The following is a 13,546-nucleotide window of genomic DNA, read 5'->3' as shown; positions in this document are numbered from 1 at the left end:
ATTAAGAAAACTTATACATAAGTATTGCTTACTTATTACTAGATGAGTATCAATTGTTTAACCTTAGCTTTGTATGAAATTGTGGACAATTCAATAACTAAATCGTAGGTATCTAAGTAAATTAATAACGCTGCGAACTTATACCAAGCCTTATTCTACATATCTATCACTAATCTAGTCCTTGTTATTTAATTACTGCTAGCAAGTAAAAAAAATAAGCTATCAGTAATAAATTGCAAAATATTAGTATATTAAATTACTTATTTCATTAAATTTACTTACAAAAATAATGTTACTTCAACAAACGAATCGTCATTTTGCCGTCATTCAGCTACAAGTAACATCATTAGAAATTTGTATTGATACTTATTTCAAATTAGACAATGAAAAATGAAAAAATCTAGTAATATTGAGTGTAATCCAAGATACTATCTAAATTAACTTGAATCTATGGAACTTCCCTTACGGGACTTCACTATCTCAACAGGACAAGTATAATCATGGATTTTGGTAGCTTACGGCAACTAAAAGTTTCAGTCCCTTCTTTTTCATCCATCGTCACAACAGTAGAAGAACCTCCAAAACAAAGGTTTTCAGAAACAATGACTTTTGAAGAAGCTTTGATAGCAGTGAATGATTTAGTGTTTGCCAAACTGGGTAGACATCTATCTGAAGCTGAAATCATTGTCATGAAAGGAGCTTGGAATAGTCGTGAGTTTGTAGAGATAGCAGAAAACTCACCTTACAGCGTTAATTACTTGCAACGACGTTTAGCTCCTCAGTTGTGGGATTTGCTCTCCGAAATAATTGGAGATGGGCAACGAGTGGGAAAAAGGAAGCTTCGGTATTTTTTGGAGCAAGTAGCTAAAAAGTATCCTGCTCAGTCTACTTCAAATCGAGGGCAAGTCCCTCTTGACACTGGTTTTATGCAGAGCATTAAGGGTCAACCGCCTAATGTATCTACTTTTTATGGACGTATACAGGAACTGGCTCATTTAAAAGAATTAATAGTAGAGCAGCGCTGTATATCATTAGTAGGGGTGGCAGGAATTGGAAAAACGGCATTAGCGGCAAAACTATTAGCAGAACTTAGTACAGAATCTCAATCTAGATTTGATTGTTTAATTTGGAAATCAGTTACTCATGCACCACGAGTTCAAGACTTAGTAGCTGATTTGATTGAGCTAATTGATCCCCTAGAGCCATCCTCAAATTTACCTGAATATACGCAAGCAATGATTTCGGTTTTGGTGAAGCAATTGCAATCACGTAATTGTTTGCTGGTATTGGATGAGAGTGATGCATTGTTCCATAGAAATAGATTGGAGCAGAGGCTAGAGTACAAAGTACTCTTTCGTCGATTATTAGAGGAGCAACACCAAAGCTGTCTGCTTCTAACTAATCGAATTTTCCCTGAAGAGTTTGGTACTTTAATGAAGGCTAAACGTCCAATTCAATATCTTAGAATTGAAGGTTTAGATTCAGAAGCAGCAATGCAGCTTTTATTTGCGAATGGACTAACCGATAAAGAGAAGTGTCAAAAATTAATTCATACATATCGTGGCAATCCTTTGGAATTAGAGACATTAGTAGACAAAATTCACCACTACTTCGCTAGCAGTACGGAAAAATTTTTTAGGAAGTATACTACATTTGTTAGCAGCGAGTTTCAAGCAATGCTTGACGAAATGTTTGGCGAAATATTGAGTGAAACTCAGAGGCAGATCATGATTTATTTGACAGAGAAAATAACTTTAAATTTAAAACCCGTTAGTTTTGAACAACTATTAAGTGATACAAGTCAAAGCCAGGAAACCCCTGTATCTACTTCAGAGGTGATTAAAGCATTAGAACAACTGGAAAGACAGTCATTAATTGAAAGCAGCAAAGACCCAGTTACAAAAGAAATTAGTTTCACTCTACAACCAATGATTAAAAAGTATATTACGACAGATCCGATGGGGCTAGTCCATACATCTGATACTTTACCAACATTAGCGATTGCATCTTAAAAAGAGGTAACTATGATTGCAGGCAAACTAGAAATCACAATTAAAATCAACGAGCTGCCACAGCTTAAGGACGTAGAGAATGCTTGGCAGCAGTTTCATCTAGAATGTGGCGGACGCATCACAATAATCACAGTTCAACCAAAGATTTACAATAAACTGACCGATGTAACCAGTAATTACCCGCAGTCGGTAGCAGCGAGTGCTGACAAACTTGGTCAGTCAAATGAGCTTGGGTTCGTGTTAGAGTCACCCAACATACAAGTTTTTAAGTGCAAGCCCAAAGCAGAAACGACCTCTGCGTTAGGTACTGCTTCTTGAAAAAGTGATTACCCAATCAGGGTAAGCTGGAACAAACACTGGTAAATATGGAGGAATCAAACAAAATCAGAATCTCATTAGATACGGAAAGACCACAAGTTATGTAAAATCAAGCTAATTGAAAGGAGGTATGGAGATGAAGATACAACAGTACCAGAATTTAACGTACAAAGCGCCACTAAGGAGTAGCGCTTTGTGCGGGTCTTAAATTCCATATAACCTCAGAGCGGGGTTGATCTCGAAGGAACAAAATAAGTGGCCGTTGAAGTTTGGCAACGGAGACGACTACTAAATTTGTCCGAGAGTATAATCCGCGCTGCAATATCCATTATAGGATCTGCCGCTTGGAAAGTCCATTCCTTGGGGTGTGTTTTGCCTGTCGAAATTCATGAATTTTAGGTAAAGTTAAGTTTGATTAAGAAATATCCCGAATTTCGTAGCAAAAAGCAGTAGCAGCGCGAATAACAGTTATCAGTTGGAATTTACCAGTTATCAGTTGGAATTTACAGTCCTTGATAACTGTCAACTGTTGACTGATAACTGATGTAACCCCCTAGCAAAGCTTGTCAACCAAGTTATCAGGGAAAAATATCGTGAAAAATGACTTATGCCCAATACACTTTGGTGTCCAGGCTAAGGTGACATCAAAATTTTTTTTAAACCCCTCTCTTTGTGATAATGACCAAGCCCCGTCGGGGCGGGGTTTAGGGTGTAGGGTGTGGGGTGTAGGAGAAGAGATAGCCCCTACAACCCGATTGTCACTTGCCCCGTTTTTTAGGACGATTGCAAAGGTCTGGGTTTCAAGCCGCGTTCAATGTTGTATCCCCTACACCCTACACCCTACCCCCTGCACCCAACTTCATGGCAGGAGAGAAATATGCTGACACTAGATAGAGAAGAAACCAAATCAGCACTTCACTACGATGATCTTAACAGCAGTATCAAAGACACCTTCGCTACCATAGACCAATTTGAGTTGCAAGCAGTAGAACAGATTCGCCTCATGCATCATGAGCGGATGTACAGAATCGCTGGGTACAAAAACTTTGAACAATATTGCCAAGGCGAATTGCATGTATATGGCGGCTATCGGCGTATAAATCAACTATTAGGGGCATCAAAAGTTATTGTTGCAGCAGGGGAGTTAGGGTCACAGATTAAAAATGAGCGCCAAGCCCGTCCTCTTTTGAGGTTAGTCAAAGAACCTGAAAAACTTATTGCTGCGATCAGACTGGCTCTTGAATCAAACCCAGAGCCTAGCGAATCAGATTTCGCAGATGCGGCTAATATTGTTGCTCCAATGCCAAGAGAAAGAAAGCAATTCCATCAGGAACCATTGGTTCCCAAAAATCAGGAACCATTGGTTCCCAAAAATGTCATCACAATTTCATCACCAGAACATCCCAGATATGGGCAATCGGGAGTGATTTGTGCAGACGCACCGAATAATTCGCAGCAGATTGTGACTTTCGCTGATGGTGAAAGGCTGCTGGTAAACAATGCTGATTTGGATGGCGCAATTGTGTCCCAATCGAATCAGCGAACTTATCCACCAGAGTACTCCGAAGCGATTGCCGCACTTAAAGAGCAACATAAGCAAGAGTTAGAGCGACTCTCTCAGGAATTGAGGATTGGACTACAAGCAGAGGTTAAGGCTAGAGCCGAAGCCCAAGTCAGTGAGCAAATCCAATCTCTGCAAAACCTGTACAAGCAGCAAAAGGAACAAAACATCCAGTTGCAGCAGCGCTTAGACGAGATGGAATCGCTACGGCAGTTGGAGACTGAAAACCAGCAGCTAAAAGAGCGCATTCAGGATTTGGAAAACGCTGTAGAGCAACGTCCTTCGCAACAGTGGGGAAATACCATGACCCAGCAAGCGACCAAAGCTTTGAACAAACAAGTTAAACTTGCTCTGGAGAAAACAATTGATTTGCGAAGTCTTGCTGTTGAACCGCCTAAAGAAAATGCGACTGAATGTCTGCGCCTCATGGGTATGGCATTGAAAAACCTAAGCGTTGCCATGAACAATACCCAAGCGCTGGAAGCTGCGGCGATAATTTTGGGTACTAGTCCCACACAGTCAGCCGTCGCAACAAGGACGGAGCAATTACAACTATTACCCCAGGCTATTAGGGAAATTAGGCAAGTACTTGCACGTATTGAGTTTACATGGCAGGAATTTTGGGCTGTGGCTGAAAAATACGAGGTGATAAAACCTGACTACTGGGCTGAACTTACCACCCAGGAGACTGATTTAATCACACAAGCCCAAAAAAACAGTGAACAGTTAACAGTGATAACTGATAATGCGGATACTTGATGACCATTTAATGAAATTCAAAATTCAAAATGCAAAATTCAAAATTAAAGAAATAATTTTGAATTCTTTAATAAGAATGCAAGCCCCTAAATTTATTTATGTGGTTATCATTTTGAATTTTAAATTTTGAATTTTGAATTGGAGCGAAGCGAGTTGACTGCGGCATAGGTGCTGCAAGTCGCTCACAAAGTCATGGAAAAATTTAGGAGAAAAGTGAATACAACAACTTATATTGCACTTAACGGTGGCAACAAAGAGTTCTTTGAGCCTAAACCAGATTGCAAGGTATCAGTTGAGCAGAGGGAACACCCAATTGAATACCCAAACAATCTCACGCTTGCCGAATACCATGAGATGACAGTTGGTAGTGCGGTAAGCGTTTTATCAAAAAACTCGACAAATCCTTTACTATCAAATACGAAGAATCTAGTAGTTCGCCAAGTGAACTTGGCTCTTTAAAGGGGAAAGGGGAAGGGGAAAAGGAAGAATTAACAGATTCCTCCACCCTTTCCCCCTTACCCCTTACCCCTTACCCAGCCCGTAGGGCTTCATGGCGCATTTGGTCGGTTCATTCCGATAATTCTGGCAGTGATGAGAATGTCGCTTTCATCAAAGATATCACCAACGCCGTCAAAAACTTTGATGCCTTGTTCACTTCCCCTAGCCTGGGGACTGGTGTCGATATTTCTGAGTATCATTTTGATTTAGTGTTCGGTGTCTTTCACGGCGTAAGCCAGACAGCTACTGAGTGTGCCCAGCAACTGTACCGTTATCGTCCAAAAGTCCCGTTTCATATTTGGGTGGCCCCGCGTCCTCCCTTTGGTTACAAGGATACAAACGCATCCAAGATTAAAGAGCGCTTGCTCCAAACCAATGAAATGACCGCTTTTCTGTTGCGAATTGACAGAGAAACGGGTAAGCGGGGAGCGGAGAAAGATTGGGCCTTAGATGCCTATTGTCAAATTATGGCTAACCGCCACTATTCTCTCAATAATCTGCGCGATGACTTGCGATCGCTCCTCACAGAAATGGGCAATACATTTATATATGTGGGAAATGATTCAGATCCTCAATCTCTTGAAAGTCTAAAAGCAGCAGCACAAGCTTTGGATAGTGCCCACAATTCGGCTGTTGCCAAGGCTAAGAATATTTCTTTGAGTGAGTACCGCGCCCGTCAGAGCAAAGATTACCTTGACCCTAATGAAATTTTTGAATGTGAAAAGTTCCGCATTTCTGATTCTTACGGCATCGAAGTAACCGAATCACTCGTAGAAATGGATAAAGGTGGCCGCTTAATTAGAGCGATCGCTGGACTTGAGGCCATTTTAGCCCCACCCGAAGAATCGTTTACTGACCCCAAAACTGGGCAAACTTATCCTACCCCACCAACAATTGTCACCCAAAAAGACCGCACCGAGCGCGACAATCTACCTTTGTGCATCGACTGGGGCAATTATTCCGCACGCTGGCTGGCTAGATTTAACCTGGGACTGCATCAGATTCTTAAGCGCCTAGTGAGGGGTGAGGAATTTACCGCCGACGATTCCACCTTACTCAAGATGAGGGAGATCGCTATACATTGTGCAGCTCAGGTCAAAGCAATTCTTGGGTTTACTATTCCGGGTGACTGTAAACCTATTTGGTTGCTGGCCATAATGCTAGAGCAGCTGGGGCTAAAACTGACTTTCCGTAAGCAGGGTAAACGGGGTCAACAGGTGAAACTTTTCTCTTTATCTAAAGAGGAATTAGAATTTGCAATGCATGTAATTGCTCATCGCGTAGAAAAGCGTAATCAAAAAGAAAATCGAACCTATTATGCCCCCCAAACCCCTGCTGTGTATAGTGTAAACCCTAATCAGCAGCCCGTATCCGTCCCCCCCCCTGATGCTATAGGGAACTCCCATTGCCAAGGGGAGGATACTACCGATGAGAGCAGAGGGGCAGAGGAGCAGAGGAGCAGAGGAGTTGAGGAGAGTTTTTGTATAATTTCTTTCCCCCCTGCCCCCCTGCCCTCCTGCTCCCCTGCTCCCGAACCGCCTCCGACCGATCGAATTACGCTACTCCACTGCGTAGAAATACTTCGCTCTGGTATTTCTCGTGGAGTGGACGCAATCAAAGGCATTCTCAAGCGATGGCAGAGTGATTTGCGCTGGGAGACGGTACTGGAACTTGAGGCGATCGCGGCAAATGAGCTGCGACTTGTGGAATCTCAAGTCCCGGAATTTTATGCCTTGCTGAATGAAGAGGTGTTGCCAATGGAGGGGTGAGGGATTAATTGGGAGCAAGGCGATCGCGGTGTCGCCATTGGTGGGAAAATTACTTATGAGAAGGACAGTTCTGATAAGCAAATGCCCCGCCAGTCAGTTACATCATTAGTTCTGACCAATCCCCCATCTTTGACAATTCACCCGGCTGCGGTGTACCTGTCTGTGCTGTCGCTAGGTTCTAAGCGGACAATGGAAGAGGCATTAAACAAAATCGCTTCTTTACTCACCAATGGGGAGTGTGATGCTTATACTCTCGACTGGGCAGCGCTACGCTATCAGCACACTGCGGCCATACGCTGGTAGAAGATTGGCTGTTGCTTCGGGGTCGCAAAGCTGGAGCGCTGTTGTGTCCGATTCGCAAAGGCGGAGAAGTACAGCTGCGACGCATGACTTCTCAAGCGGTACTGCTGATTGTGCGAAAACGGGCTACTGAAGCTGGGGTTGAGTCATTTTCTCCCCATGACTTTCGCCGGACATTCTGCTCAGACCTGCTAGACTGTGGCACTGATATTGTCACTGTCCAGAAATTAGCCGGACATGCAACGCCTGCGACAACTTCCAAGTATGACCGCCGAGGAGAGGAGCCTAAACGTAGGGCTGTGGAAAAATTAGATATTTCCTATACTCCCCGAAGGAGATAACCTTCAGCAAGTTTTTTTAACTTCTAACATTGGCACGCTTTGCTACTTGGCACGCTTTGCTACTTGGCACGCTTGATAAACGTCCCAAGTAGCACAGGAGCGAGGCGATCGCTTCATCTTCATGCAAGCCAATTTTCCCGATTTGGGTGGTAAGGCACTTACCCGCTCATAAAGAAAGATACAAAAGTATGATCGAGATCCACGCCACACAACAAGCAATTAAGAACACGGCTGGTATCTTTTTTTGTGGTTCCCCCTAAAAATACACCTTTAAAAGAAAAACCTAAAAATCGATAAAAAAAATAAACTAAAAATGACTTTATAGTTAAGAAGTAATGCAACAGGTTAAAGAGCATACTCCTAACAGTTAACTACACAAATATTACAGGTGTAGGTTGGGGTCAAAGAAAACGGGCAAAGGTGCTTATTTTAAGAAACTTGTACAAAATTCTTTCCTGCATCTGTTGCTTTCATGCCAAATCAAGCTTATCGGAATAGCCCGCTATCTAATCGCTATCACGCCATAAAACTATAGAGTCATTTTAAGTTTATTTTTTGAGAGTGGTTTAATTCCTCTATAAAAAATTCTTCAAAAAACGGACGGGTAAAACTTGCGTACCAAAAACTCAAACTTTTCTCCGATTGATTCCGAACTTGTCCTGAATCAATTTTCAGGGTGAGGGAGATCCAAATAATAAAATGCTATGAGCCTAGCTTTCGCCCCGAACGCGAGTGCGTCTCCCTTTGGGAGAAGGGCGAAAGCGCCAGAAATATAGTTGTGTAGCCAAAATATCCTTGATACGGCTGGGCATTTTATTACTTGTAAGTGCCTGAAGCCAAGATGCTCCCTGATGGGCGAAGGAACTTTAGGTGATTGCGAGTTAGTTTATGATGTTGTCTATTAAAGAATTATTTGTCAATTTTAAGTAATTAATGTCTTGCTGTGTAAGAGGCTATAAAGCTTATTAATACGGAGATTTCGGTCTTTTAGCAACTCGTATATTCTTTGAATGGTTTTAAACAAGTAAATGCCTTTTCTCTTAAAACTGACTCCTCAAGAATTAAATGATTAAATGCCTTTTTTTTGGGAAATCCGAATAAGGTATTGACTATTGCGGTTATCTCGTGGCGCAGCGATCGCTTAGGCTTAGTATCAGCCTAACCCAAAGTATAGTGTCAGAAACTCGCTCGGGAAGCCAGATCGCGATTTTACTGGAAAAGCTTGAGTGGATAATGAGGGCCTTTGTTGTAAGTGAAAGGGACATTAATTTTAAAAAACTGGATTTACAGAGCTAGACCATCATTTAAATTGCACAGAGCTAAAAAATCGAGCGTTTGGACACTAATTATTTAAAACTGACAACTAATTCTTTAATGGACACCAGGGCTTAAAAGCAGGGGCAACTTTTAGAGACGCTATGCGTAGCAAGATCCCCGTAGGGGTACAGACTTACTGTACTGGATGCAATTATTGCTTTCTTACTCAGCAATCTAACTAGGTACTCAGCACTGTTTCGATGAGCAAAAATTAGATAAAGCAATCCTGCAAGTGTTTAAGCCTGAGATAATTTTTGATCGCCAATGGTAGCCGTTGGCAGTAGCATCTCTTTACAAAAACCATCGCTTGAAGAATGCGCTGACACATTTGGCGATGATACTATCAAGGTAATTCATCATGATGAATTACACGATTTAATAAGCGTGGCCAGTCCCAGTTTACCTAGATGACACGTGAACATGAGCAATACAGGGCGTAAAAAAAAGCTGGCATCTTTCAACTGTGACCAAAGGAAGTGGGAGCAGTTTATCGCCTGTTGCAACTCAAAAGGCACAACAGCAACAGCGACGCTGCTCGAATTTATCGATCTCTACTTAGGCGATTCCCAAGATAAGCTTGATGCAATAGGTGGTAACGATTTAGACGAACGCTTAGACTCAAAGATTAAGGCAAGTGTAGAGAAGTACTTAATTGTGAGTAATAAAAGTCACAGTAGTCCAAATAATGAAACGATAAGAGCTATTTGCTCACGACTTGATAAGCTCGAGTCAGAGTTTTTAAATGAATCTAATAGCAACCAAACCACAGCAATTGATAATCTCGCCAATTTAGAACAAAAAGTGGAGGGGATGTGTGCCCGAATGACACAGTTGGCTGAGGCGATCATTAAAATTCAAGACTATCTCAACAACCAACAAAAGCGAGGACAGAAATCGTACTACAATAATTCATCCTTCAAAGCGCATACTCCTAGAATGCAACCGTTAACTGAAGAAGGTTTAGCCAAGAGACTTGGCGTCAGTGAAGAAAGTGTACGCAAGGAGCGAATTAAACTCCCCCCACCGCTTTTTGTAGCATGGTGTAAGGGCAAAGATAGATCCGGTATTGGGTGGGAATTAAACGAAAATACGGGATTATATCAGCCAGCAAGTTAGTATTTTGATTAATTTCAACTTGTGGCAGCGGATGTGCGCTCTACTGTTGCTGTTACCAATTTTCATTTTTTAAAATGTGATTATTTCACAACCTTCAAGCAATTCGTCATAAACAGTTAGTTGTTGTGTTTTTAAGTGATTTGGTAGTGAATCATCATCAAAGGTCAAAGTAACAATATGAGTATTTTTGAGACTAAGAGATGATTTGCTGATATCGGTTATTGCCGCACTCATACCGCTTCGAGTGCCGATTAGATACTTCACCGATTGCCCGATCTTTAACTGTGTTGCTGGAATAGCCATAGATTTTAAAAGTGTAAGTTAAGCAGTAGTCTTTGGATGCGATGGCTCAAGCGCTCACGCCCAGGTGATCGCTGTTCGTAAGTTGGACAGTGAGTTGATCTGCGCTTTGTTTGCAATTATTAACACAATGATTCATCTAACTAAGCACTCTTGGTGATTCCCACAGATGCAAATATATAACAAGCGAACAAAAAACCCCAACCTGAGCAAAAGGTTTGGGGAATAAATTTTAGTACAATTACATCTTCATATTCTTTCAACTACTGCTCAGGCAGAGGTGGATTGGTGAACATAGCGATCGCCTCTTCATCCACCAAAGCATATCCAATCACGCCCAGCAGTAAGAGCCGCAAGAGGCGTATAGTAAAGCTTTTGTTCGCCAAACACTGCACCATCGTCATTAATGATCCGAAACTGCCAGCAATGCGCTTGAGTGTAAAATACGACCAAAATAGAGTTGTTGATGCAGATAAGTGAGTAAATTTTAGTAGTAGTCATAGTGGTGTGGTGGCGCAAGGCTAACTTGTGCTATACGTCAGCTCCCAGTGAAGATCCGTTTTCAGATTGGGGCTGACGGTCGCCCTGGTGCTTGAAGCTAACCTAGAACATAACCTCGTGTATCGATGCCCGTCATCAGTAAAACGCACAGTAAGGGAAATAGCTTTCTTGGAACCAATGACAATCGCCAGTTTCTTAGCGCGAGTCAAAAAGAGTGTAAAAAGTTAAAAAGAATAAGAAGAAGTTTTTTCCTTTTTCAGAGGTGAATTCTTCATTATCATTATCCACCTCCTCAGTCAAAGGCCAGTTAGATAATAGAGCTTCTACATGAGTGAGATTTGCTTTGGCTAAGGTATATAATTTTTCGTACTCTTCTGCAAGAGGCGCGTAGTAATCTCGCAATGCTAATAATGACTCGATTGCTTTTTGGGGAGGTGATAAAGGAAAGGGGCTATTCATGAAGTTTGGGTGTCATACAAGAGCTAGACAATCAAAGCAAATTTAGTAATATATAACAAATAAAAGTGAAAAATCAAGAGGCGGAAGTACGGATTGTTTCCGTACCTTTGTCGATTTCTTTGCCATTGGCAGATATGGAATATTGATATCGTTCTGAATAATAGAAAGATGGTAGAAGTTTGGCAGTTTTGGGAAGAAGAGCATTTCTCGAACAATATAGTGCGAGTATTGATGCTCCGAGTGGATTAGAGTTGTTTGTAGTTGATGTATTTCAAATAAATGCAAAGACAAATCAGCGACAAGTCATTGATGCTCCCCTGCCATATTAGCCAATCGCCTGGGGAGCATCATTCTAATTAACTTTGTTTTTATAATTGAAACGATTTGTAAAAATTAATATATCTGAGTACATATTTTTATTATAGATAAGTGCGTTTTGGCTAGTAGTAGCTAATGGTCTGATGCCCAAAGATTAAGGTAAAAAAAGATGACAAAATATCTCATATTTTCCAGACGGCACATTAATAAAAGACGAACTAATTATGCTACAAATATAGAATAGGCCATCATGCAAATATCTGAATAAGTGCTATGCACCCAATAGAATTTAAGAAAAAATGGAAATTAACCTACCCGGAACTTTCACGTCTTTTGGGATACGCAGACTTTACAGTTCGTAGTTGGAGTCTAGAAGGAAAAGCGAAACGGAACCCGCACTTTGTTGTCTATCAACTTTGCGCCCTGTTAGATGAAAAGTGGACAAATCAAGGGAAAGTTCCAGGAAAAAGATATCTAATCTCTGAAATGCTTACTGGGTAAAGATTTTTTCTAAAATAACTCCCCAGTAAATGGTCGCACAAAGAATTTTCTGTATTATTGCAAATGCCAATTACCAACCCCAAAAAAGCGGGTATTTTTATATGTAGTTAGAAGTTCCAAGAAGTTCTAAGCACTAATGGAAACAAGGGGGTTGTCCTGCCAGCATGAAGAACTAACAAGATTAGAAGTTGCGTCCTTGCTGACACCAAAAGTATCTGCAAGGCAACTACAAGCCTATTTGAATATAGCTCGTAAGTACTTGCCGGAATTCAAGAAATTCACCAATGAAAAGACAGGTGGATTAGATGGTTACGCCAAGCTATACGAGTGCCACATCGCAGTACTTCAAGAGATTCGCTCTCTAGCTAGAGAGCATACTTTAGCTGATATAGAAAGCGAGTTTCGACAAAGAGCATCGAAAACCCGAAAAAATTAAAAATAGGAAAGATTTCAAATGGGATTTAGACTCTATCTGAAAATCTGACTTTTCACGGGATGTGGAAAAGGGGATTGGTTCGCGATACGTCGTCGCGAACCAATCCTTTGAACTTAAGATGATTTGCGTCCTCTAATATAAGGTGCTTGTAGTGTAGTATTTTGGGGTGCAAATGAAAATATTAGAAGCAAACCCGTACCGCAATTGTGATTTTGGTGACAAACGTCTGACCAACAGAGCAGTTTTGATTGCGGAGGTTTTAAAAGTAAAATATGGTGAGCCTTTATCACAAATATTTCAAAGCGCTAGTGACCTAAAACGTGGTTACGAATTCTTTTCTAACCCCAAAACAACTTTTGAGAAATTGACCCAACCATCTTTTAAACAGACTTCTCTAGAAATTTATGGCATACCAATAGTATTAGCTGTAGGTGATACAACTTATCTTGATTACAAAAAAATCTTAGAAAAAAGAGATGATTATGGGCCTACAGGTAATGGTGGGAACGGACTAATTTTACATACTTCTTTAGCACTAGACCCAGATTTTGGTCAGCCACTAGGACTATTATGGGAGAAATTGTGGCATCGACAGCACAAGGTATCTCCACCACCAGGGGAAACATCTACGGCAAAAAAAAAGCGATTAAAGAAAGAACGTTTAATTGCCAAAAATAGAGCTTTTAAAGAGAAAGAATCTTATCGATGGGTTGAAGCTTTTCAGAAAGTAAACAAATTATTTAAGGGTTTAGAAATGCCTGATGGTGGACTACTCACAAGAGTGATTCATGTCTTTGACCGTGAAGGAGATATTGCAGAAGTATTCGCACTTCAACGTAAAAATAAAAATACAGGTGTAGTTGTCAGAGCCGCTCAAAATCGTTGTTTATCGGGAGAAAACTCTTATTTATGGGAGTATGTAACATCCCTGGAAGTGCAGTTTATCAAAGAGGTTAAATTACCTGAAACTAAAAAGCGAAAAGAAAGAACTGCGACTTTAGAAATCAGGTATTGTCCAGTATCAATAAATCCTCCTTCTC

Annotated in this window: 13 protein-coding genes and 1 pseudogene; 10 read left to right on the top strand and 4 right to left on the bottom strand. The window is 41.0% G+C overall.

The window, feature by feature from the left end:
- Nucleotides 1-500 precede the first annotated feature (500 nt).
- The 4 genes from LC586_RS22305 (at nucleotide 501) to LC586_RS22290 (ending at nucleotide 5,109) form a co-directional block, all read left to right on the top strand.
- The gene (locus LC586_RS22305) at nucleotides 501-2,012 is read left to right on the top strand and encodes a helix-turn-helix domain-containing protein (protein WP_229486867.1); all 1,512 of its coding nucleotides are present in this window, start codon (nucleotides 501-503) and stop codon (nucleotides 2,010-2,012) included.
- Between the two features lie 12 nt (nucleotides 2,013-2,024).
- The gene (locus LC586_RS22300) at nucleotides 2,025-2,330 is read left to right on the top strand and encodes a fertility inhibition FinO-like protein (protein WP_229486866.1); all 306 of its coding nucleotides are present in this window, start codon (nucleotides 2,025-2,027) and stop codon (nucleotides 2,328-2,330) included.
- Between the two features lie 877 nt (nucleotides 2,331-3,207).
- Nucleotides 3,208-4,650: a hypothetical protein gene (locus LC586_RS22295; RefSeq protein WP_229486865.1), complete on the top strand. Its 1,443-nt coding sequence runs from the start codon at nucleotides 3,208-3,210 to the stop codon at nucleotides 4,648-4,650.
- A gap of 213 nt (nucleotides 4,651-4,863) precedes the next feature.
- Nucleotides 4,864-5,109, top strand: coding sequence for a hypothetical protein (locus LC586_RS22290; RefSeq protein WP_229486864.1), 246 nt, complete (start codon nucleotides 4,864-4,866; stop codon nucleotides 5,107-5,109).
- 89 nt (nucleotides 5,110-5,198) lie between these two features.
- Here the strand turns inward: LC586_RS22290 and LC586_RS41390 are convergent, their stop codons facing one another.
- Nucleotides 5,199-5,348 carry a hypothetical protein gene (locus LC586_RS41390; RefSeq protein WP_229486863.1) on the bottom strand — a complete coding sequence of 50 codons (150 nt, stop codon included), beginning with the start codon at nucleotides 5,346-5,348 and terminating at the stop codon, nucleotides 5,199-5,201.
- Between the two features lie 9 nt (nucleotides 5,349-5,357).
- On the opposite strand from LC586_RS41390, the gene LC586_RS22280 reads away from it, so the two are divergent.
- The 3 genes and pseudogenes from LC586_RS22280 (at nucleotide 5,358) to LC586_RS22270 (ending at nucleotide 9,991) form a co-directional block, all read left to right on the top strand.
- The gene (locus LC586_RS22280) at nucleotides 5,358-6,917 is read left to right on the top strand and encodes a hypothetical protein (protein WP_229486862.1); all 1,560 of its coding nucleotides are present in this window, start codon (nucleotides 5,358-5,360) and stop codon (nucleotides 6,915-6,917) included.
- 81 nt (nucleotides 6,918-6,998) lie between these two features.
- Nucleotides 6,999-7,558 (top strand): annotated as a pseudogene (locus LC586_RS22275) (tyrosine-type recombinase/integrase).
- 1,737 nt (nucleotides 7,559-9,295) lie between these two features.
- Nucleotides 9,296-9,991 (top strand): MPN domain-containing protein, encoded by a 696-nt coding sequence (locus LC586_RS22270; RefSeq protein ID WP_229486861.1) that lies wholly within the window; start codon nucleotides 9,296-9,298, stop codon nucleotides 9,989-9,991.
- A 69-nt stretch (nucleotides 9,992-10,060) separates the two neighbouring features.
- Here LC586_RS22270 and LC586_RS22265 read toward each other — a convergent pair whose 3' ends face one another.
- From LC586_RS22265 to LC586_RS22250, 3 genes are all read right to left on the bottom strand, one after another.
- Complete coding sequence (locus tag LC586_RS22265; RefSeq protein WP_100904243.1) at nucleotides 10,061-10,294, bottom strand: hypothetical protein; 234 nt, start codon at nucleotides 10,292-10,294, stop codon at nucleotides 10,061-10,063.
- 306 nt (nucleotides 10,295-10,600) lie between these two features.
- Complete coding sequence (locus tag LC586_RS22260; RefSeq protein ID WP_229486860.1) at nucleotides 10,601-10,792, bottom strand: hypothetical protein; 192 nt, start codon at nucleotides 10,790-10,792, stop codon at nucleotides 10,601-10,603.
- Between the two features lie 195 nt (nucleotides 10,793-10,987).
- Nucleotides 10,988-11,251 carry a hypothetical protein gene (locus tag LC586_RS22250; protein WP_229486859.1) on the bottom strand — a complete coding sequence of 88 codons (264 nt, stop codon included), beginning with the start codon at nucleotides 11,249-11,251 and terminating at the stop codon, nucleotides 10,988-10,990.
- A gap of 591 nt (nucleotides 11,252-11,842) precedes the next feature.
- Between LC586_RS22250 and LC586_RS22245 the strand changes: the two genes are divergently transcribed.
- The 3 genes from LC586_RS22245 to LC586_RS22235 all read left to right on the top strand — a co-directional run.
- Nucleotides 11,843-12,070 (top strand): hypothetical protein, encoded by a 228-nt coding sequence (locus tag LC586_RS22245; RefSeq protein ID WP_185592847.1) that lies wholly within the window; start codon nucleotides 11,843-11,845, stop codon nucleotides 12,068-12,070.
- A gap of 136 nt (nucleotides 12,071-12,206) precedes the next feature.
- The gene (locus LC586_RS22240; protein WP_229486858.1) at nucleotides 12,207-12,506 is read left to right on the top strand and encodes a hypothetical protein; all 300 of its coding nucleotides are present in this window, start codon (nucleotides 12,207-12,209) and stop codon (nucleotides 12,504-12,506) included.
- 172 nt (nucleotides 12,507-12,678) lie between these two features.
- A partial coding sequence (locus tag LC586_RS22235; protein ID WP_267921712.1) for an IS4/Tn5 family transposase DNA-binding protein occupies nucleotides 12,679-13,546 on the top strand: 868 nt, incomplete at its 3' end.

Source organism: Nostoc favosum CHAB5714, from assembly GCF_020829495.1.
In the GTDB taxonomy this organism is placed as follows: Bacteria; Cyanobacteriota; Cyanobacteriia; order Cyanobacteriales; family Nostocaceae; genus Nostoc; species Nostoc favosum.
The sequence above is the reverse complement of the archived record's forward strand: the minus strand, read 5'-3'. Positions and strand labels throughout refer to the sequence as shown.